The following is a 20,649-nucleotide window of genomic DNA, read 5'->3' on the forward strand; positions in this document are numbered from 1 at the left end:
GCCCGCGTCCACGGCAAGACGGCCCATGGCGGGATTCTGATCGCACTTTGACACGAGCATCGATATTTCGGGCATTAAATCGGCAAGTTCGGCTTGACTCCATAATTGGGACATCCCCGCAGATCAGGCAGGAGATCGCCTCGCGAAGCGCTCCAGGATGAGTTCGTGGCAGAAGCGGTAGGTGTCCTCACCGGCCTCCTTCAGCAGCCCCGCCTCGACCAGCGCGCGCGGGGCGCTCGGCACTCGGGATCCATCGCCGCGATTCAGCCGCCGCCTCAGCGTCTCCGCGCCCTGTGCGAAAGCCGCCTGCCCTGCTTGTGGCTCTGTTCGTGTCAGCGGAAGGCGGGGACGGTGGGTGGCAGGCCCATGAGGACGGCGCCCGCGGCGTCGTACATGGCCGGGCTGAGGAAGGCGTGCTCCTGCGGCACCATCGCGTCCCCGAGCAGGGCCTGCAGCGGGTGGTCACGGTAGATCGCCGCGGTGCCGGACAGCGAGACGACCTTGCCGACCACCTCCGCGGCGGTCCGGGCGAGGTGGGCGGCGGACAGGCGCAGGTGCGCGTTCTGCCCGTCGCCGACCAGCCCGCCGGCCAGCACCGCCTGCCACGCCTCCTCGGCGGCCTCGTAGAAGTAGGCCCGGGCCGAGCGGAGCGCGGCCTCCGCCTCGGCGATCCCGGCGCGGTAGTAGGCGCGCTCGGCGAGCTTCGGGGCGCCGGTGATGCTCCCCCGGTCGCCGCCGGTCCCCTCGGCGAAGTCGAGCGCGGCCCGGGCGACGCCGGCGGAGACGACGGACAGCGACTGGGCGGCGTACGAGATCGCGGGATAGCGGTAGAGCGGTTCGTCGATCACCGGCGTGCCGCCCCGGATGAAGGACCACTCGCGGCCGACCTCGACGTCCTCGGCCACCAGGTCGAACGAGCCGGTGCCCTGCATGCCGACCACGTCCCAGTCCCGCACGATCTCCAGGCGCTCGGGGCGCACCAGCACCCCGCGCGGCTTGCCGGCGGTCGAGTCGTCGCCGGGGATGCCGACGCAGACGATGTCGGCGGCCATGCAGCCGCTGGCGAACTTCCACCGCCCGCTGAGGCGGAAGCCGCGCTCGGTCGGGGTGGCCGGCTGGACGGGGAACAGCGCCCCGGCGAAGACCACGTCGGGGCCGTCGGCGTACAGCTCGGCCTGGCTCTCCAGCGGCAGCGGGCCCAGGTAGACGAGCTGGGACCCGAAGCCGGCGACCCAGCCGGTGGAGCCGTCGACGGCGGAGATCCGCTCGATCCTCCTGAGGAACTCCGCGGGCGGCATCGTCTCACCGCCGAACCGCTCCGGCGTGGCCGCCCGGTAGAGGCCGAGCCGCTTGAGCCGGTCGACGAAGTCCTTGGGGACGTAGCGCAGCTCCCCGAACTCCCCGCGGCGGCGGGCCAGCTCCGCGAGCATGTCCTCGAACGCGTCGGGTCCGCCGGCCGGTCCGGCCCCCTCGTTCTGCGCCATCGCTGCTCCTCCCGGGTCCACCTTCCGAGGCTACGACGGGCGTCCCCGTCCCGGGCGGCCTTCCGCTCAGTCCTGCGGGTCCAGAGGCGGCAGCGGCTTGCTCAGTCCTGCGGGTCCAGAGGCGGCAGCGGCTTGTCGTACAGCCAGGCGGACAGCAGCGCGTCCACCGGCTGCGGGGTGTGCCGCTGGAGGTGGGCGGCGAACTCCCGGGTGGTGACGCTCCCGTGCCGGTGCGCGGCCGTCCAGGCGCGCAGGGCGAGGAAGAACGCCCGGTCGCCGACGGCCCGGCGCAGCGCGTGCAGGGTCAGCGCGCCCCGCTTGTAGACGCGGTCGTCGAACAGCGCGGCCGGGCCCGGGTCGGCCAGGGCGAAGTCCTGCGGCAGCAGCGCGAGCCGGTGCCGCCACCGCCGGGCGTGCTCGCCGGCGGGCGGGCCGCCCGACTCCTCCGACCAGAGCCACTCGGCGTACGTGGCGAACCCCTCCTGCAGCCAGATGTCCTGCCAGCAGGCCACGGTGAGGCTGTTGCCGAACCACTGGTGCGCCAGCTCGTGCGCGACCAGGCGTTCGCTCCCGCGGACGCCGTCGACGTGGTTCCGGCCGAAGATCGACATGCCCTGCGCCTCGACCGGGATGTCCAGGTCGTCGTCGGTCACCACGACGGTGTAGCCGGCGAACGGGTAGGGCCCGAACAGGGCGGTGAACAGCGCCATCATCTCGCCCTGCCGGCCGAAGTCGTGGCGTACGCGGGTGGCCAGCCGCGCCGGGTGGGCCAGCCTGGTTCCGGCGACCTCGGACAGCTGGTAGCGGCCGATCTGCACGCTCGCCAGATAGCTCGCCATGGGCTCGGCCTGGTCGTAGATCCACGTCGTGCTCCCGGCCCCGCGCCGCCTGGCCACGAGCACGCCGTTCGCGATCACCTGGTACGGCGAGGCGGTGGTCACGGCGATGCGGTAGGAGGCCTTGTCGCCGGGCCGGTCGTTGCACGGGAACCAGGAGGGCGCGCCGATCGGCTGCCCGGCGACGAGCGCGCCGTCGCTCAGCTCCTCCCAGCCGAGCCCGCCCCACGGGCTCGGCACCGGTACGGGGTTGCCCGAGTAGCGCACCTCGACCCCGGCGCTCGCCCCGGGGGGCAGCGGCCTGGGCAGGGTCACGCGCAGCTTGCCCTGGCCGTGCGCGTGCCGGGCGGCCACGCCGTCCACGGTGACCCCCGTGACCCGGAACCTGCCGAGGTCCAGCTCCAGCACGCCGAGCGGCTCGGCGGCGGCCGCCGTGGCGACCACCGTCAGCCGGGCCGTGCCGTCGAGCCGGTTGGCCGCGACCCGGTAGCCCAGCGTCAGGTCGTAGTGCGTGACGCCGTAGCGGTGGTCGCCGTGTGCGGGGAAGTACGGGGTCGAGATGGGGGTCATCGCCACGCCGAGATGGGGTTGCCGAACCACCGGGTGCGCCTGGGCACGCTCTCGCCGCGCATGACCAGGGAGGCGGGGCCGATCGTGCTGTCGGCGCCCACCCGCGCGGCCGGCAGCACCACGCCGTGCGGGCCCAGCGTCGCGCCGGCCCCGAGCGTCACGGTGTCGATGCTCATGACGCGGTCGTGGAAGAGGTGGGTCTGCAGCACGCAGCCCCGGTTGACGCACGCCCCGTCGCCCAGGGTCACCAGATCCGCCTCGGGCAGCCAGTACGTGTCACACGTGACCCCATGTCCAATGCGTGCCCCGAGCGAGCGCAGCCACACGTTCAGCGGCGCGGTCCCCAGCCACGGCTGGGCGAACCAGGGCGCCGCCAGCACCTCGACGAAGTTGTCCGCCAGCTCGTTGCGCCACACGAACGAGCTCCACAGCGGCCGGTTGCCAGCCCGGATCCGGCCGACCAGGGCCCACTTGGCGGCCGTCGCGACCAGCGCCGCGACGGCCCCGGCGACCGCCATGACCACGCCGCCGAGCGCGGCCGCCACGGCGAAGCCGTACCGGGCGGCGAGCCCCTCCAACGCGGCGGCGACCAGGACGGCCAGCGCGACCGCGCACATGGCGGGCACCACGCGGAACGCCTCGACGACCGCCCGGGCCGCCCGGTAGCGCGCGGGCGGGTCGTAGGTGCGGCTCCGGTCCCCCTCCTCCGCGGTACGGCGCAGCTCCATGGGCGGCATGCCCACGTACGACGAGCCGGACTTGGCCTTCTTCGGCGTCGCCGACAGCACGCCGACCAGGCCGTCCTTGGGCACCTTGCGGCCGGGCGCGGTCATGCCCGAGTTGCCGAGGAAGGCGCGCTTGCCGATCCGCGCGGACGCGATGCGCATCCACCCGCCGTCGAGCTCGTACGGGGCCACCATCGTGTCGTCGGCCAGGAAGGCCCCGTCGCCGACCGAGGTCATGGTGGGCAGCGCGAGGACCGTGGACAGCTCGGTGCCGCGGCCCACCTTCATGCCCAGCGCCCGCAGCCAGGCGGGGGTCAGGACGCTCGCGTACAGGGGGAACAGCCAGACGCGGGCCGAGGCCATCAGCCGTCCGGTCGCCCACGCCTGCCAGGCCTGCCGGCTGTGCACCGGGTGGTGGCCCGGGTGCAGGCCCAGGCCGAGCAGCCGCACGCTGACCAGCGTGACCAGGGCGAAGGCGGCCATACCGGCGATCGTCGCCAGGGGCACGGCGAGCAGGGCGGCGGTGACCGCCTCGCCGAGCGTGCGGGCGTCCCGGGCGAACACCGCCGGCACCGCCAGCCCGGCCCCGGCCGCCACCACCGGGAGCAGGCTGAGCGCGACGGCGCTCACGGCGTACAGCGTCGCCCAGAACCGGGAGCGGCCGGCCCGCTCGGGGGGCCGCGTCCGGCGCGACTTGCCCTGCCGGAACGCCGGCACGCCGGCCCAGAGCTCGCCCGCGGGCACGGTGCCCGCGACGGCCGATCCGGGGGCTATCTGGGAGTTCTTGCCGATGCGCGCGCCCGGCAGCAGCGTCGAGCGGGAGCCGACGGTGGCGCCGGCGCCGATCCGGATCTCGCCGATGCGCAGGAGGTCGCCGTCGTACCAGTGGCCGCTGAGGTCGACCTCCTGCTCGACGGACGCGCCCCTGCCCACCTTGAGCAGGCCGGTGACGGGCGGGGGCGAGTGCAGGTCGGCGTCCGCGCCCACCTGGGCGCCGAGCAGCCGGGCGTACCAGGTCATCCAGGGCGCGCTGGCCAGGTCGGGGACGCCGAGCCTGGCCGCGAACTGCTCGGCGAACCACAGTCTCAGGTGTACGCCGCCGCCGCGCGGGTGGGCGCCCGGCCGCACGCCGCGCAGCAGCAGCCTGGCCACCGCCGCGGACAGGCTCATGCGCCCCATGGGGGTCAGGAACGCCAGCGCGCCCAGGGTCACCCACCACCAGGACAGGGCCGGCGCCCACGGCGGCGCGAGCAGGTTGCCCAGCGCGGCCAGCGGCACGAGCCAGCGCATCGCGCCGGCGGTGAGCAGCGGGATCATGAGCAGCGACTGGGCCAGCGCGGCCCGCCGGGGCATGGGCGCGACGGGCGGCCGCTCGGGCTCGCTCTCCCCCCTGCCGGCCAGGATGCGCGCCAGCCCGGCGAGCGTCGGCTGCGCGTACACGTCGCCGACCGCCACGTCCGGGTAGTCGGGGCGCAGCACGGACACCAGCCGGGCGGCGGCCAGGCTGGTGCCTCCGTCGGCGAAGAAGTCGGCGCCGGGGCCGTCCGGCGCCACGCCGAGGACGCCGGTCCAGCGCTCGGCCAGCAGTGCCTCCGCCGGGGTCAGCGCGGCGGAGGAGCCGCCGGGCTCCGTCAGCGGCCAGGGCAGCGCGTCGCGGTCGATCTTGCCGGAGGTCCTGGTCGGGAGCGAGCCGACCGTCGCCAGGCGCGGCACGAGGGCCGCGGGCAGCGAGTCGGCGAGCAGCTCGCGCGCCTCGCCGGCGTCGAAGCCGGGGCCGGCGACGACGTACCCCACGAGCAGCTGATGGCCGCCGCCCGCGGTGCGGACGGCCGCGGCCGCTCCGGTGACGCCGGGCAACGCCTGCAGCGCGGCGTCCACCTCGCCCAGCTCGATCCGGCGCCCGCCGAGCTTCACCTGGTCGTCGGCCCGGCCGATGAACACGAGGCCCTCGGGGTCGGCGCGTACGAGGTCGCCGCTGCGGTACGCGCGGCCCCAGCCCAGCGACTGCAGCGGCGCGTACTTCTCGGCGTCCTTGACCGGGTCCAGGTAGCGGGCCAGGCCGACGCCGCCGATGACCAGCTCGCCGGTCTCCCCCATGGCCACCGGCTCGCCGGCGTCGCCGACCACCGCCAGGTCCCAGCCGTCGAGCGGCAGCCCGATGCGTACGGGCCCGTCGCCGGTGAGCCGCGCCGCGGACGCCACCACCGTCGCCTCGGTGGGCCCGTAGGTGTTCCACACCTCCCGCCCCGGCACGGCGAGCCGCTCGGCCAGCTCGGGAGGGCAGGCCTCGCCGCCGAAGACGAGCAGCCGGACCCCGCCGAGGTGCTCGACCGGCCAGAGCGCGGCCAGCGTCGGCACGGTCGAGACGGCCGTGATGCCCCGGGCGGCCAGCCAGGGGCCCAGGTCGATCCCCGTACGCACCAGGGCTCTGGGGGCGGGCACGAGGCAGGCGCCGTTGCGCCAGGCCAGCCACATCTCCTCGCACGAGGCGTCGAAGGCCACGGAGAGCCCGGCCAGCACGCGATCGCCGGGGCCGAGGGGGCGCTCGCGCAGGAAGAGGCCCGCTTCCGCGTCGGCGAACGCGGCCGCCGACCGATGCGTCACCGCCACGCCCTTCGGCCGTCCGGTGGAGCCGGACGTGAAGATGATCCACGCGTCGTCCCCCGGCGCGGGCGCCTCGACGACCTCCCCGGCCACCTCGCCACCCCAGGAACCGCCACCCCCGGAACCGCCGTTCCCCGCGCCGCCGCTCCCCGCAGCGCCGCTTCCCGCAGTTTCGCGGACGGTCAGCTTGTCCGTGAGGACGGCGTCCACGGCGGCCTCGGAGAAGACCAGCTCGGCCCGCTCGTCCGGGTCGTCGGCGTCGACCGGCACGTACGCGGCGCCCGCCGCCAGCACGGCCAGGATGGACACGTACAGCTCGGCGGTCCCCGACGGGATGCGCACGCCCACCCGGGCGCCGCGGCCGATCCCGGCCTCCGCGAGCTCGGCGGCCAGCCGGTTCACCTCGGCGCGCAACGAGCGGTAGCCGAGACACGTGCTGCCGTCGTCGAGCGCGGGCGCGTCCGGATGGCGGCGCGTGGTCTCGTCGAGGATGTCGAGCAACGTGCGCGGTGGCGGCGCCAGCGGGCCGGCGGGATAGACCGCGGACGCGGTTCTGGGGCGTAATTCAGCCGGGTTGCGACGCAAACGCTGCTCCCTGAGTCAGGCGGTCGGTGCCTGGAAGGCAGATGCCGCGGCATCCCGAATCATCCGCCACCATCGTGGCGTTCGCGCCACCCCGTGCCAAACGGCCCCGGCGAGCGATCTTATTCCACCTGGCCGGCCGCGTACCCGGGCGGTCGCGGGCTAGAGGGAGTGGCCGAGCAGGTCGATGATCCCGGCGATGCGCTCCTCGTCGCGCCGGTAGTGCGTCCACTTCCCCACCCGGGTCGAGCGGACCAGCCCGGCGCGTTCGAGGGAGGCCATGTACGCCGAGACAGTCGACTGCGCGAGCCCGGTCTTGGCCTGGAGGTGGCTCACGCATACGCCTACCTCGTGCGGATCGGCGATGCCCTCCGCCACCGGGAAATGGTGCTCGGGGTCGCGCAGCCACTGGAGCAGCTGCAGGCGCACCGGGTTGGCGAGCGCCTTGAACACGTCGAGCAGTTCGGCGGAGGTGTCCGAGGAAGGACGGGCATGTGTCGTCATAGGTGATCAAGCCGAGTATACGGCTGATAACGATGATTCGCGGAACTTCGATATGTCATGCCCTGCCCATGCCTAGGATCGGAGCCATGTTGCTTGAGCATCGCGGCAGGAGGCCCGTGGTCCCCGAGTCCGCCTACGTGGCGCCGACGGCCGTCCTCTGTGGCGAGGTCGTCCTGGGTGAGCGGGCGCGCGTCCTGCACGGGGCCGTCCTCACCGGCGAGGACGGCGCGGTGCGTACCGGCTCGGACGTGGTGGTGATGGAGAACGCGCTGATCCGCGGCCGGGCGGGACACCACGCGATCATCGGCGACGCCGTGCTGGTCGGCCCGCACGCGCACGTCAACGGGGCGGTCATCGAGGACGAGGTCTTCGTGGCGACGGGGGCGTCGCTCTTCCCCGGCGCGGTGGCCGGGGCCCGCTCCGAGCTGCGGATCAACAGCGTGCTGCACGTCAACTCGAGGCTCGAACCCGGCACCGTCGTGCCCATCGGCTGGATCGCGGCGGGAGACCCGGCCGAGCTGTTCTCCCCCGAGCGGCACGAGGAGCTGTGGGAGAAGCAGCGCGGCCTCGACTTCCCCGGCACGGTCTACGGCGTGCCCCGTGGCACGCCGATGCGCGACATCATGGCCCGCCAGGCCGAGTTCTACGGCGCGCACCTCGGCGACCGGCCGCTCGGCGAGGCGTGAGCCCTCAGGCGCCGGCCCGGGATCCGGTGGCGGCCACCATCGGCAGGAACTGGTCGTAGAAGTCCACCCGCAGCTCGTACGCCCGCCGCTCGACCTCACGGAACCCGTCGGCCCCGTGGTCGCGGGCCAGCAGCTCGCTCAGCCGTACCCCGAGCTGGTCCGAATGGCTCGCCGACAGCCTCGAGGTCGCCGCGAGCGGGTGCGCCTTGGCGTCGTGGAGGAGGTGGGGGTAGTAGAAGTAGGAGTGGTTCTTGCCGTCGCGCGTGAGGTGCGGCTCCATCCGGGGCCAGAACCGGCCGTACTCGACGGAGACCAGGATCTCCCCCCAGAAGCGCAGGATCGCCAGCAGCCGCAGGTCGGCGTGCTCGGACCGGCCGGCGTCGGCGATGAGCTCCAGGGTGCCGGTGATGGCGGCCGTGGTGGCCGCGCTGGGCCGCGCCTCGACCAGGGCCCGCCGCGAGATGCCGAGCTGGAGCAGGTCCTCCTTCATGTCCTCGCGGTGTGACCGGGTACGGCCGTCGCTGCCCGGATATTCCTCGCGCAGGATCGTACGGGCGATGCGCAGCCCGGTCTCGTCGGTCAGCAGATCGATCGCCAGGTCGTAGGCCGGGGTGAACGACAGCGACAGGAAGCGCCGCTGGAGCAGCAGCGCGGCGAAGTCGTCCGCCGGGATCAGCGGCACGTGGGCGAGCACGGGATGCGCCTTGAACTCCTCGATCAGGCCGTCCTCGAAGTCGTCGAGCTCTTTCATGGAGTCGAGCTCTTCCATGGATCAGTCCTTTCGCCTCTAGAGAGAGATGTTGTTGACCGACACCTGCCAGTTCCCGAGATCGACCGGGCGGCTGATCTCCCAGATCTTCGTCAGCTCGTGCCGCACGTCGCGGCCCATCACGGTGTCGGTGCCGTGGACCTCGACCTGGCTCGAGTTGATGGCGAGCTTGTTGTGCAGGAAGGAGCTGACGAGATAGCGCTCGTCCACCTGGTAGACGGCGATCGACGGCAGCGAGTTGTAGACGTGGACCCGCAGCAGCTCGCGGTTCGCGCCGAGGCCGGCGTACATGGAGGCGAACGCCTCCAGGCAGCGCCCCACGCTCTCGCGCACGTTCTCCTCGGCGCTGGGGTCGCGGTGCTTGCCGAGCGCCTCGTCGCGCAGCCGCGCGACCGGGGAGGCGGGGTGCAGCAGCAGCACGCGGACCCGGATGCCGCGGCGCACGATGGCCTCCGCCAGCTCCTTCTGGAAGTCCGGCAGGTTCGGGATCCAGGTCTGCAGGATCGACACCTCCCGGCTCGCCGTGCCGAGGTGCTCGATGAACTCGCCTTTCGGGAAGCCCTCGTGCACGCGCGCCACGCCCCCGTAGTGGTCGCGCAGGCGGTCGCGGACGATCGCGTCCGTGTCGAGCCGCCGGACCAGATCGTGGATCTGGTCGACCACCCGCAGCCGGTCGATCTCCAGCAGCAGGAACACGGTCACCGTGCTCAGGATCAGCAGCGTGATCTTGGGCAGGGCGGTCCCCAAGGTCATCGCGTCGAGCAGGCCCAGCAGGTCGGCGAGGGCGACGCCGATGCCCGCGCACGCCAGCACCCACAGCACCGCCCTCTGGGCGAAACGATGTATGGCCATGGCCACAGCACACCCCTGTCACACGGCAGCGAGTTCCGTCTTTGGAGGCTCACGGTGAGCAACGTCCGTGACTCCATCCTGGTGCACCGGCTCACGGCGGCGCGGACGAATCGAGCAACCCGAGCAACACAGAGGGTGAGATTCGCTCCTTTCCAGCGGATCACCACACTCTTGACGATCGCCCCATGACATCCCTAGTCTCACAAAATGATGATGATTATCAATATCGGAGATAAGAGGTGAGGGTGGCCGACGAATACGAGCGCTCGGCGGAGTTCGTCGACATGATGCTCGCCCCGCACTGGGCCGCTCTGGGGCCGCCGCTGTCGGAGGCGCTGGCCGGGCTCGCCGGCCCGGTCGTGGACGTGGGCGCGGGCGGCGGGCACGGCACGCGGGTCATCGCCCGGGCGGTGCCCGGGGCCGAGATCGTGGCCGTCGAGCCGTCGGCGGGGCTGCGCTCGGTCCTGCTGGCGCGGGTGAACGAGAGCGCCGGGCTCCGCGACCGGGTGACCGTGCTGCCGGAGGGCTTCCTGGAGGCCACGCTGCCGGAGCGGCTCGGCGCCCTCGTCGCCATGAACGTCATCGGGCACTTCGACCCGCCCGGGCGGCAGCGGATCTGGCGCCTGCTCGCCGACCGGCTCGCCCCCGGCGGCCGGGCGGTGCTGAACCTGCAGCCGCCCTCCGAGCCGACGGCGGTGCCGGAGTCCCGGTTCGCGGACGTGCGGGTGGGGCGGCGCCGGTACGAGGGCCTGGGCCGCGCCGTACCCGCCGGGCCCGGGCGGATCACCTGGCACATGACGTACCGCACGTTCCACGACGAGCGGCCCGCCGGGGAGGTGACGGCGAGCTACGACTGGTGGATCCTCGACGAGCCCGGGCTCAAGGCGGAGCTCGCCGAGCACGGCCTCACCCCGGGCCGCACGGGCCCGCCCGAGCTCGGCATGTACATGATTGCCTGTACGTGATCGGCGGGGCCGGCGCGCCGGCCCGGTAGCCGGGCCGCCGCACGAACGGTCCGCCCGGTCAGGAGATCGCCAGGTGCAGGCGCCGCGCCTCCTTGAGCACGAGGCTGGACCCCTTGCGGGCCGCCAGGTCCGCCAGCCCGCGGATCTCGCACCGCACTCCGGTGAGGGCGGCGGCCTGCACGGCTACCTCGAGCAGCTCGCCGAGCCCGGCCCGGGGCCGCTCGCCGGGGGCCGGCAGCAGGGACGGGAGCGCCACGGCGAGGGCCCGCCAGATCTCCGCGTGCGCTCCGCCCGAGGTCAGCTCGGCCAGGGCGGGGATGATCCGCTTGAGGACGAGGAGCTCGGCCCGGATCAGCTCGGCGATGGCCCGGCCCAGCTCCGCGGCCGGTAGCCGGCCGCGGACGGCGAGGACGGTCAGCGCGTCGGCCGCGGTCGCCCGCCGGGCGGGCCGCCGGTGTCCCAGACCGGCGGCGATCGTGATCGCGGTCGCCGCCCCCAGCGGTCCGTCGGCGTGCGCGAGCGCCGTCATGACGTCCAGCCGGGCATCGGAGCCGTCGAGGAACCTGGGCAGGCACAGCAGGAGGTAGGCGGCCACGACCTCGGGGTGGGAGGGCATGATCGCCGGCCACCACACCACGTCGCGCGGGTAGGCGAGGTAGCCGGGCCGGTGCTCCACCGCGCACAGCTCGGCCAGCCAGCCGGGCAGGCCCTCGGGCGGCACGACGCTGGGCCGCACCTCGTAGGGCGCCCAGCGGTGGTGGCCGTCGTGCCGCACCCTGCGCAGCTTCCAGTCCACGACGGGGTCGGGCAGGCCGCCGTCGCGCAGCCAGGCCGCCAGCCGCCGGCCGGCCTGGGACGGCAGCTTCTCCGCGCGTACGAGCAGGGCCGGGTCGACGTGCCGGGGCAACCGTAACAACGCCTGCTGGAAGTCGGCCTCCAGCGGCTCGGTCTCCCCCAGCCGCTCCATCCGCTCGATCAGGGTCCGCGCGCCGACGTGGCCGGTGGCGGCGGTCGGCGTGGCCAGCAGCACGGGGATGGTCTCCCCCCGCTCGAACAGGGCGATCACCTCCCGCAGGCGGCGCCGGACGAGGCGCTGGGGCAGCACGTCGATGGGCGGGTAGTCGCGGGATCGCCCGGCCAGCAGCGCGGACAGCTCGCGGCCGTGCTCGGGCGAGACCACCGCCAGCGCGCAGCGGAACAGCAGGAACCGGGGGTCGCGGTCGTAGCCGTTGGCGACGTGCGCGTAGAAATGGGCGTCGAACGGCTGGTGCCACTGTTCGAGCCACCAGGGCCGCAGCGCCGCCGCCACGCCGTCGCGGTCGCGGTGGGTCAGCTCGATCAGGGCGGCGAGGACCCGCTCGGACAGCTGTGGGTCGGCGGCCGGCCGGCTGAGCACCGTCAGCTCGCGGGCCAGCTCCGCCACCGTGCCGATAGGCGGCGCGAGGACGGGCGGCGGGGACGGGGCGAGGACGGGGGCGGGCCACGGTTCCGGGTCCGGCTCCGGCACCGCGCCGTAGCCGGCGGCCACGCGCTCGCGCAGGTCGGCGGGCAACCGGGTGGCCGCCTCGCGGATCGCCTCGCGGCCCCCGTCGCCGGCGTGCGGGGCGAGCTTGACCGCCAGCCGCACCGCGCGCTCGCGCAGCGTCCGGGTGCCGGCGTCGAACACGCTTCCCAGCGCGGCCACCGCGCCGCCGCTCCTGGACGGGGGCGCGTCCGCCAGCCACTTCACGGCGGCCCCGGCGAATTCCGGCTCCGGCCGGAACGCCAGCGCCCCGACCGCCTCGGCGAACAGCTCGGCGGACAGCGCTCCGGCGGCCTCGGCCCGGTGCAGCTCATCCAGCGCCAGCCGCACGAGCGGGGAGGTGGCCGACGGCAGCAGGCGGACGAAGTCGAGCACCGGGATCTCGCCGGGCGTCGGGCGCAGCCACCGCCACAACGTCACGAACGGGGTGATCTCCGCGGCCTCGCCCCCGGCCAGGAACCGGCCGGCGCAACCGTCGATCAGCGCCTGCCGCGGCACCCGGCCCGCCTCGGCCAGGCCGGCCAGCTCGCCGGCGATGGTCCGGCCGGGGTTCCACCACTCGTCCAGGGCGAGCGCCCGGCCCACACCCTGGGCGTGGAACAGGCGCGGGAGCAGGTCGTCGAGCAGCGGGTCCGCGGCCAGGACGGGCGCTCCGCCGAGCGTTCGCTTCCGCCTGGCCAGCGCCCACACCCAGCCGGCGACGAACGCGTCGCCGTCGGGCGGCCCGAGGCCGGTCTCGATCGCCAGCGCGGCGGCCAGGTCCCAGCCGGGCAGGCCCCACAGCCTGCGCCAATCCCGCTCGGCCGGGAGCCGCAGCCGGCCCACCAGCCGCTCGGCCAGGTCGCGGCGCCACTTCTCGGGGCGGCGGCGCAGCACGGAGAGGATCCGGGCGGCGTCGGCGTCGGGGTCGCGCAGGCGGCGCAGCTCCCTGCGGTCCAGCCAGGCCGCCACCTGGGCCGCCCCGGGCAGGCAGGCCGCACCGGCCAGCCGGTAGCCGGTGGCCAGGGCCTCGACCTCGCGGCGGGCCAGGAACCCGCCGCCGAGCTCCTCGGCCAGGTGGGCGGGCAGTTGCCGGGCCACCGCCCGCCTGCCGAGGTCGCTCAGCCCGTCGAGGAACCTCGCCAGGTCCTCGTCGTCACCCGCGTCGATGCGGTCGAGAACCTCTGTCCATGGGTTCACGCCGGCACCTCGTCTCCGGCGGGGCGGGGGCGGGACCCCGCGCGCGTGGCAGCGATCATGGCCGGGACGTTATCCAGAGGCCCCGACAATCCCGGGTCACCAGCGGTTGCGGGCCTCCTCCGCCCAGCCGGTCAGGCCGTCGAGGTCGGCCCATTGCCCGTCGTCGGCGCGTACCCGTCCGGTGAAGTGCCCGAAGCACTGGTGCGTCTCCGAGCCGACCAGGCCGAGCTCCGTACGCGAGACCTTCTCGTGGAAGGGCGTGAACCCCACCTCGACCCCGTCTCCCTGGATGCGCCACGGGCGCAGCCAGTCGGAGCGGTCGTACACCCACTCCAGCGAGGCGCCGATCTTGCAGCCGCCCCGTTCATGGGTCGGCATGGGGAGAAACGTACTATCCGGCGATCGCGCGCAGTGCCTCGCGCTGCGCGGGGCTCAGGCGGTCCGGCCTCGGAGCGAGGGTGTACGCGCCGGACCCGGTGGCCCGCAGGGCGAGCGGGTCGGCGATGACCGGGCGGTGTTCGATGGCCTCCAGGGCGTCGGCGACGCGCCCGCCGGGCAGGCCCAGCGCCGTGGCCAGCTCGCCGGCGGTCAGCGGCCGGTCGGCGTCCGCCAGCGCGGCGATCACCGTCAGCGCGTCGCGGACGGCGGTGTCGGTCAGGCCGCTGTTGTTCATCTCATCGCTGACCCGGGCGAAGAACCGGCCCATCTGGCCCAGCCGCTCGCCGATGGGCGTGCCGGCGCCGAAGAGCTCGATCCCGCGCCGCGCGGCCTCGGCGACCCTGGCGTGCGCCCCGGTGTCGGCCTGCCACACCCGGAGCCAGGTGTCGTCGTCGATGACGTAGCGCTCGCGCCGCCCGCCGGGGTCCGGGCGGCGGCCGACCAGCTCCATCGCCTCCAGGTAGCCGATGGCCTTGGACACCGAGGCCGGGCTGACCCGCAGCCCGCGTACGAGCTCGGCGGCCGTCAGGCTCCCCGGGCCGGAGGTGATCAGGCAGACGAAGACCCGGGAGGCCATCCGGGGCAGGCCAGTGCCGGCCAGCAGGGCGGCGAACTCCTCCACGTAGCCGCGTACCGACTCGGCCGTCCGCCCGTCGTCCGGCGGCTCCGCGGCCGGGGCGGGCTTGCGCCGCCGGGCGCGCCGCCCGGCGGCCTGCTGGGCCCGGTCGGGCAGGTAGTCGCCGCCCGCGGCGTTGCGGGCGACCTCGCGGCTGATCGTGGAGGTCGGGCGGCCCAGCCGGCGGGCGATCTCGGCGTATCCGAGCCCTTCGGCGAGCCAGGCCGCGATCCGCCGGCGGTCCTCGTGGGTCAGCCTGCCTCCGGGCATCGTCCGCCTCCTGTCCTGGTCTTGGTCTTGGTCTTGGTCCAGTGTGCGTTCATCGACAGCACATTGCAACGGCAGATTGCGTTTGTCGACATTGCTGCTGCAACGATTTTCGGAGAATTCCCTGCTCAAATACTTGCTCAGTCGCTTTTTTCGTTGACGGTTATTAAAACGCAACGTAGCCTTTTCGAGTCAGGAAACACTTTGCGGGAGGACGCGACGATGCACGTCATGGCGATTTCCACGGTCTCCGACGGAGACGGGTTCTGGGGTGCGCTGAAGCAGGCGTACGGCCGGCTGCCCAAGGGGGCGAAGTGGACCCTGGCGGTGGCCAGCAGCGACGGCACCCGGGCGGTGAACGTCATCGTCCACGACTCGGTCGACGGCGTCAGGGGCTTCTTCGAGGGGCACGCCGGAGCCTTCGCCACCACGGAGTTCTTCGAGGCCGACGCCGCCAACGCGGTCGGCCTGCGCTAGGTCGGGAGCCTCATGGACATCCAGCGGATCCGGGCCCGGACCGCCGAGCTCCTCGGCGAATACCGCATCCCCGGCGCCACCGTCGGGATCCTCCACGACGGGGAGATCACCGACCTGGCGGTCGGCGTCAAGGACGTCTCGACCGGCGAGCCCGCGACGACCGGAACCATCTACCAGTGCGGCTCGCTGAGCAAGACGTGGACGGCGCTCGCCTTCATGCAGTTCGTGGACGAGGGCAAGGTCGCGCTGGACGAGCCGGTGCGGACCTACCTGCCCGGTTTCCGGGTCGCCGACCCCGAGGTCACCGCCCGGGTCACGCCCCGCCACCTGCTCAACCACACCAACGGTATCGAGGAGGACTTCGGCGCCCCCGGCGAGGGCGACGACGTGTACGAGCGCATGGTCGAGAACATCGCCGGCGCGCCCCAGGTCCATCCTCTGGGGTACACCCACGGCTACAGCGCCGCCCTCGGCTACGCGATCCTCGCCCGCGTCATGGAGGTGATCGACGGCAAGGGGTGGGACGACATCATGCGGGACCGCCTGTTCGGCCCCCTGGGGCTGACCGGCACGAGCAGCCGTCCCGACCAGGTGGACCCCGGCCGGGCCGCCACGGGGCACGTGATCCGGTCCCTCGGCGAGGGGCCGGTCGCCTCGCCGTTGCCGCACCTGCCGCGCGCGTTCGGCCCCGGCGGGAACGTCAACTCGACGGCCCGGGAGGTGCTCGCGATGGCGCACGTCGTCCTCGGCGAGGGCAGGGCCAGGGACGGGACGCGGATCGTCTCGGCCGGGAGCGTCCGCGAGATGACGGGGTCGCGCGTTCCCGTGCCCGACCCGTACATGTTCGGGCCGGAGTGGGCACTCGGGCTCATCGTGTGCGACTGGCACGGCGAGACCGTCTACGCGCACGACGGCAGCACCGTCGGCCAGAACGCCCGCCTGCGGATCCTGCCGGACTCCGGGATCGCCCTCTCCCTGATGACGAACGGAGGGCCGCGCGAGAGCTTCTACAAGGAGGTGTTCAACGAGATCCTGGCCGAGCTCGGCGCGGTCACGATCCCGGAGCTGCCGAAGCCCGACCCGGCGCGGGCGCTCGACCTGTCCCGGTACGAGGGCGTCTACGAGCGGCCCGGGGCCCGCTACGAGGTGTCGGCCGACGGGGGGCGGCTCTGGCTCACGTTCGTCCTGGATCCCTGGCAGGCGAGCTTCCTCGGCAAGCCGGAGCGCATCCCGTACGAGCTGCTCCCGATCAGCGACACGCACTTCCTGATGCCGTCGGACGATCCGCTGGAGGACACGCAGACGGTCGCGATCTACGACTTCCAGGACGGGGCCGCGCGATACCTGCACACCAACTGCCGGGTGAACCCGAGAGCCCGCGAGGAGTAGGGACCGCCGGGGCCGCCGGGGGCCGGGTCGCGTGCCACCTGTACGGGACGGTCGGCCGGTCACCCGGAATTGAGAGGCAGATCTCTTTACGGTCGATCAGGGTTATGTTACGGGTGCGAGCGCCCGAGCTCAGCCCCTCCAGGTCAAGGGGATCGGCCTCGCGCCGATCCGCGACATGCGCGTCCAGCCCGACCTGGTCACCCTGCTCCGGCGCACCGCGGTCTTGGCCGGCGCGAGGGCATCGCCAACGAGATCCCCAGCGAGGTGGCGGAGCTGGACGGCGAGCGGGCCGTGCTGCGCACGCCGTACGGGCCGCTGGTGCTGCCCGCCTGATCTGATCACTCGCCCCGGACGGTCAAGATTCCTTGAACCTCATGGTGCGGGGTGGTTCGTGGCGCTGCGCTGTCCCCTGACTTACTTTTCCGCTGCAGATCACTTTCTGCGGGTAACCGAAGGGGGTTTCCATGTTGCGTCATACTCTGGCCGGCGGCCTCGTCATCGCCGCCGCCGGCTGCGTACTGGCCGGGGGGTCCGTCGCGCAGGCCGACATCTACGCGCCGTACGCGCGGGCGGCGGCGATCGTCGACACCGACGGGACGCTGAACAACCACAAGAACGTCACCGCCTCCAGCCGGGTCGCCAAGGGCCACTACTGCGTGCGGATCGGCCGTTCGGTGGACGTCACGGGCGGGCTCATCCAGATCACCCCGCGCGTCCCGAACAGGCTGCCGTACATCGCCTACCGGAACCCGTCGGCCCTCTGCGATCACGCGGAGAACACTCTCGCCGTTGTCGTCTATGACCCCACGACCGGACACCTGGCTGACGGCGGCTTCGACGTCGCCGTCCTCTGACCGGGGCCGAAAGGACACGTACATGAAGAACATCAAGAGCCTCGCCGCGGGGGCGCTCACCGCCGCCGCCGTCCTCGCACCGGCCGCCGTGGCGCAGGCCGACACGCCGTACGCGCAGGCCTCGGTCCGGGTCGCCTCGGACGGCCGGACGGTGGGGGCCGCCCTCAACGTGATCTCCACCTCCCGGCTGCGCACGGGCATCTACTGCGTGAACCTCAACGAGAACGTCATGTTGCGCGGCCCGGAGGCGATCCACGCCACTCCGGTCGGGGTGTATCCCGCCCCGCGCTGGCTGTCGATCATCAACGCCAAGGAGTGCGGCAAGCCGGAGCGCGGCGTCACCATCGCCGTGCGGAGCATCAACCCGGACGGCCATACGCGGGACGTCGCCTTCTACCTGTCCGTCTCCTGACGGGGACCCCGGACCCTCCGCGGCCGTCAACCGCGGGTCCCCCCGGGCCGGGTCACCGGAGTACTGCCATGGACATTGCGATCGTCCAGGCTGATGTCCCGCTCTCAGCGTGGTCAGCTGGGGGCGAGGATCGAGCTGGTGCGGTGGTGGGCGACCAGCTCGGCCAGGCCGGGCTCGAACTCGGCGACGATCTGCCTGACCCGGAACTCGGCGAGCGGGCCGAGGGTGTCGTAGATCTCCACGAAGACGTCCCTGGCCGCCGCCCGGGGCCAGCCGGCGGGCAGCAGCTCGGCCGGCAGGTCGGGATCGTGGTTGGGGAAGGTGCGCCAGGTGTCCATGATCCCGGTACGTGCCACCAGCGCCTCGGAGGCGCCGACCGCGCCCTCGCGGACCCGGCTCAGCAGCGGGGAGTACTGGGCCGTGAACCCCTCGTAGGTGCGCCGCAGCTGGTCGAAGTCCCACGCCTCCTGCGGGGCTCGGGTGCCCGCCAGGTCCAGGGCCCGGGCACGGAAGATCGTCGAGGTCGGCACCTCCAGCTCGACGAGCACCGCCGCCGCACCGTCGGCGTCCGCCGTCGGCGAGACCCACAGCCCGTCGTACAGCGGGGCGAAACCCAGCCAGCGCAGCCGCGCACGCAGCGCGTGCCGCAGATCGCGCTGCTCCTCGGAGATCGAGAACGCCGCCACCACCCAGGTCCCGTCCCACGCGCCGTGCTCCAGCCCGAACGACATGATCCGCTGCCGCCCCTCCGACAGCACCGCCGCGGCCCGGTCGGTCAGCCGGTAGTAGGTACGCCGCCCCACCTTCGACGACTCCAGCAGATCCCGCCGGGCCAGGCGAGAGAGCGCGGCCCTCGCCGCCACGGGCGACACGCCGAACTCCTCCGTCAACCGCACCAGCGCCGCCGACGGCAACTGCTCCGGCCGGCTGATCCAGTAGTCGCCCAGCAGCGTCGTGATCAGGTGTTGCGGAGGCGCGCCCACCTGGAAGCGCGGAAGATCGACGTCCCCTGCCTCAGACCGTTCACCTTCAGTCACATCAGGAGTATATGGATGACGCTTAGGCATACATACGTTGTCGATTCGTCGTACGTGTGAGGGCCTCCGCGCAGTGGAACCCGAGGCTCACGAAACGGTCGCGCCTTGCCCGGGACGGCCCCGTGACCGTCACGGGGCCGTCCCGGGCAAGAGCGCGCGGTCAGAGCCCCAGGCGGGGCCAGCCGGCGGCGTCGCGGAGCAGCCGGCGGTCGTGGGTGGCCAGCACGACGGCGGCGCCGGTCTCGGCCAGCGCCTCGGTGAGCTCCTCGACCAGGCTCATCGACAGGTGGTTGGTGGGCTCGTCCAGCAGCAGCACGTGCGGTCGCGCGGCCAGCAGCACGGCCAGGTCGAGCCGCCGCCGCTGGCCGAGCGACAGCTCGGTGACCGGCTGGTGCATCGCCCCCGATGGCAGCAGGCCGAGCTGGGACAGGCCGACCCGGTCGTCCCCGCCCGCCCGCGCGACGGCGGCGTCGTACACCTCGAAGGCGCGCCGCCGTACCGGCGGCGGCGGCTCCTGGGTGAGCAGCCCGACCCGCACGCCCCGCTTGCGCTGCACGTCGCCCGCGTCGGGGGCCAGCGTGCCCGCGAGCACCGAGAGCAGGGTGGACTTGCCGCAGCCGTTCGGCCCGGCCACGACCAGGCGGTCGGCGGCGCGCAGGAGCACCGATCGCGGTGCGGCCAGCCTGCCGCGCACCGTCACCCCGTCGGCCCGGAGCAGCGTGGCCCCGGCCGGCGCCCCGAGCCGCGGTGGCCGGAAGCGCAGCGGCGGCTCGGGGACGTCCAGGACGTGCTCCTCGAGCAGTTCCTGCCGCCGGTGCACCGCGCGCACCAGGGCGGGGGCCCGGGTCGCGCGGGTGTGCTTGCCGGTCCCCTTCTCCGGCCGCCATCCCGTGGACAGCCGGTTCTGGGCCGCGGACAGGTCCTGTGCGAGCCGCCGGCGCTCGTCCTGCTGGTCGCGGTACTCGCTCTCCCAGCGCTCCCGCTCGGCGCGGCTGCCCTCCCGGTAGCCGGCGTACCCGCCGCCGTAGGTACGGGGACGCCCGTCGCGGGTCGGGTCGAGGTCGAGGATCGAGGTGGCCACGTCGGCCAGCAGCGCGCGGTCGTGGCTGACGAGCACCACGCCGCCCGGGTGCTCGCGCAGCCGCGCGGTCAGGTGGTCGAGCCCGGCCGCGTCGAGGTGGTTGGTCGGCTCGTCCAGCAGCAGCAGGTCGTGACCCGCGCCGAGCAGGCCGGCCAGCCGGATCCGGTGGCGCTGCCCGACCGACAGGCCGGCCAGCGGGCGGTCCCGGTCGTGGACGGCGTCCAGCGCGGCCAGCGAGACGTCCACGCGGCGGTCGGCGTCCCAGGCGCCGAGAGCTTCGGCGGCTTCGAGCGCGTCGGCGTAGTCCTGCTCGGCGCCGGGGCGTCCGTCGGCGAGCGCGAGGGTGGCCGACTCGAACGCGCGCAGCGCGGCGCGCACCTGGGCCAGTTCGAGGTCGATCAGGTCGCCGACGGTACGGCCCTCGCCGGCGGGCAGCTCCTGGTCGGCGACGCCGAGCGTACCGGCCCGGTGGACCGTGCCGGAGTCGGGCGCGAGCGTCCCGGCGAGCACCCGCAGCAGGGTGGTCTTGCCGCGCCCGTTCTCGCCGACCACCCCCAGCCGGTCACCGGGAGAGACGGTCAGGTCGACGCCGGCCAGGACGAGGCGGCCGCCACGGGCCAGGCGCAGATCGGTGGCGTTGAGATGGGCCCGGGCACGGGCCGGTAGGGAGATGGCGGTGGACATGCTTCCTCCGAGAACCGGATCCCGCGCATGCCGGCAGAGCGGACGTGATGCGGGCGGGAATCCGTGAAAGACGAGACACGACGGCGAAGAGGCTCAGCCGCGCCCGCTGATGGGGC

The 20,649-nt window shown here is 73.7% G+C and carries 17 protein-coding genes and 1 pseudogene; 6 read left to right on the top strand and 12 right to left on the bottom strand.

Annotated features, from left to right (window positions below; translation table 11 throughout):
- Positions 1-332 precede the first annotated feature (332 nt).
- From AB0J69_RS42125 to AB0J69_RS42140, 4 genes are all read right to left on the bottom strand, one after another.
- Complete coding sequence (locus AB0J69_RS42125; protein WP_364129955.1) at positions 333-1,484, bottom strand: acyl-CoA dehydrogenase family protein; 1,152 nt, start codon at positions 1,482-1,484, stop codon at positions 333-335.
- Positions 1,485-1,585: 101 nt separating this feature from the next.
- Positions 1,586-2,890, bottom strand: a complete 1,305-nt coding sequence (locus AB0J69_RS42130) for a M1 family metallopeptidase (RefSeq protein ID WP_364130033.1) — start codon at positions 2,888-2,890, stop codon at positions 1,586-1,588.
- Positions 2,887-6,804, bottom strand: coding sequence for a Pls/PosA family non-ribosomal peptide synthetase (locus tag AB0J69_RS42135; RefSeq protein ID WP_364129958.1), 3,918 nt, complete (start codon positions 6,802-6,804; stop codon positions 2,887-2,889). Before AB0J69_RS42135 ends, AB0J69_RS42130 begins: the two co-directional genes overlap by 4 nt.
- A gap of 159 nt (positions 6,805-6,963) precedes the next feature.
- Entirely contained in the window at positions 6,964-7,305 is a 342-nt protein-coding gene (locus tag AB0J69_RS42140) for a metalloregulator ArsR/SmtB family transcription factor (RefSeq protein WP_364129961.1), read from the bottom strand.
- A gap of 86 nt (positions 7,306-7,391) precedes the next feature.
- On the opposite strand from AB0J69_RS42140, the gene AB0J69_RS42145 reads away from it, so the two are divergent.
- Positions 7,392-7,991 (top strand): gamma carbonic anhydrase family protein, encoded by a 600-nt coding sequence (locus tag AB0J69_RS42145; protein ID WP_364129964.1) that lies wholly within the window; start codon positions 7,392-7,394, stop codon positions 7,989-7,991.
- A 4-nt stretch (positions 7,992-7,995) separates the two neighbouring features.
- Here the strand turns inward: AB0J69_RS42145 and AB0J69_RS42150 are convergent, their stop codons facing one another.
- Both AB0J69_RS42150 and AB0J69_RS42155 read right to left on the bottom strand, forming a co-directional pair.
- Positions 7,996-8,760 (bottom strand): hypothetical protein, encoded by a 765-nt coding sequence (locus tag AB0J69_RS42150; RefSeq protein ID WP_364129967.1) that lies wholly within the window; start codon positions 8,758-8,760, stop codon positions 7,996-7,998.
- An 18-nt stretch (positions 8,761-8,778) separates the two neighbouring features.
- The gene (locus tag AB0J69_RS42155; protein WP_364129970.1) at positions 8,779-9,612 is read right to left on the bottom strand and encodes a hypothetical protein; all 834 of its coding nucleotides are present in this window, start codon (positions 9,610-9,612) and stop codon (positions 8,779-8,781) included.
- A 245-nt stretch (positions 9,613-9,857) separates the two neighbouring features.
- Here AB0J69_RS42155 and AB0J69_RS42160 point away from each other — a divergent pair, with 245 nt between their 5' ends.
- Positions 9,858-10,577: a class I SAM-dependent methyltransferase gene (locus AB0J69_RS42160; protein ID WP_364129972.1), complete on the top strand. Its 720-nt coding sequence runs from the start codon at positions 9,858-9,860 to the stop codon at positions 10,575-10,577.
- A gap of 58 nt (positions 10,578-10,635) precedes the next feature.
- Here AB0J69_RS42160 and AB0J69_RS42165 read toward each other — a convergent pair whose 3' ends face one another.
- The 4 genes and pseudogenes from AB0J69_RS42165 to AB0J69_RS42180 all read right to left on the bottom strand — a co-directional run.
- Positions 10,636-13,278, bottom strand: coding sequence for a DUF6493 family protein (locus AB0J69_RS42165; protein ID WP_364129975.1), 2,643 nt, complete (start codon positions 13,276-13,278; stop codon positions 10,636-10,638).
- A 96-nt stretch (positions 13,279-13,374) separates the two neighbouring features.
- On the bottom strand, positions 13,375-13,656 hold the full coding sequence (locus AB0J69_RS42170) for a DUF2804 family protein (protein ID WP_364129977.1): 282 nt from the start codon (positions 13,654-13,656) through the stop codon (positions 13,375-13,377).
- A 13-nt stretch (positions 13,657-13,669) separates the two neighbouring features.
- On the bottom strand, positions 13,670-14,293 hold the full coding sequence (locus tag AB0J69_RS42175) for a MarR family transcriptional regulator (RefSeq protein WP_364130035.1): 624 nt from the start codon (positions 14,291-14,293) through the stop codon (positions 13,670-13,672).
- A 168-nt stretch (positions 14,294-14,461) separates the two neighbouring features.
- A pseudogene (locus tag AB0J69_RS42180) lies at positions 14,462-14,602 on the bottom strand (helix-turn-helix domain-containing protein); the annotation flags it as partial.
- A gap of 228 nt (positions 14,603-14,830) precedes the next feature.
- Between AB0J69_RS42180 and AB0J69_RS42185 the strand changes: the two are divergent.
- From AB0J69_RS42185 to AB0J69_RS42200, 4 genes are all read left to right on the top strand, one after another.
- Positions 14,831-15,076: a hypothetical protein gene (locus tag AB0J69_RS42185; protein WP_364129980.1), complete on the top strand. Its 246-nt coding sequence runs from the start codon at positions 14,831-14,833 to the stop codon at positions 15,074-15,076.
- A 12-nt stretch (positions 15,077-15,088) separates the two neighbouring features.
- Positions 15,089-16,465: a serine hydrolase gene (locus AB0J69_RS42190; protein WP_364129983.1), complete on the top strand. Its 1,377-nt coding sequence runs from the start codon at positions 15,089-15,091 to the stop codon at positions 16,463-16,465.
- A 464-nt stretch (positions 16,466-16,929) separates the two neighbouring features.
- On the top strand, positions 16,930-17,319 hold the full coding sequence (locus AB0J69_RS42195) for a hypothetical protein (RefSeq protein WP_364129986.1): 390 nt from the start codon (positions 16,930-16,932) through the stop codon (positions 17,317-17,319).
- 22 nt (positions 17,320-17,341) lie between these two features.
- On the top strand, positions 17,342-17,731 hold the full coding sequence (locus AB0J69_RS42200) for a hypothetical protein (RefSeq protein WP_364129989.1): 390 nt from the start codon (positions 17,342-17,344) through the stop codon (positions 17,729-17,731).
- A 113-nt stretch (positions 17,732-17,844) separates the two neighbouring features.
- Here the strand turns inward: AB0J69_RS42200 and AB0J69_RS42205 are convergent, their stop codons facing one another.
- Complete coding sequence (locus AB0J69_RS42205) at positions 17,845-18,768, bottom strand: PaaX family transcriptional regulator C-terminal domain-containing protein (protein ID WP_364129991.1); 924 nt, start codon at positions 18,766-18,768, stop codon at positions 17,845-17,847.
- 160 nt (positions 18,769-18,928) lie between these two features.
- Positions 18,929-20,533, bottom strand: coding sequence for an ABC-F family ATP-binding cassette domain-containing protein (locus AB0J69_RS42210; RefSeq protein WP_364129994.1), 1,605 nt, complete (start codon positions 20,531-20,533; stop codon positions 18,929-18,931).
- Between the last annotated feature and the right edge of the window lie 116 nt (positions 20,534-20,649).

The organism is Nonomuraea sp. NPDC049709 (assembly GCF_040674815.1).
In the GTDB taxonomy this organism is placed as follows: Bacteria; Actinomycetota; Actinomycetes; order Streptosporangiales; family Streptosporangiaceae; genus Nonomuraea.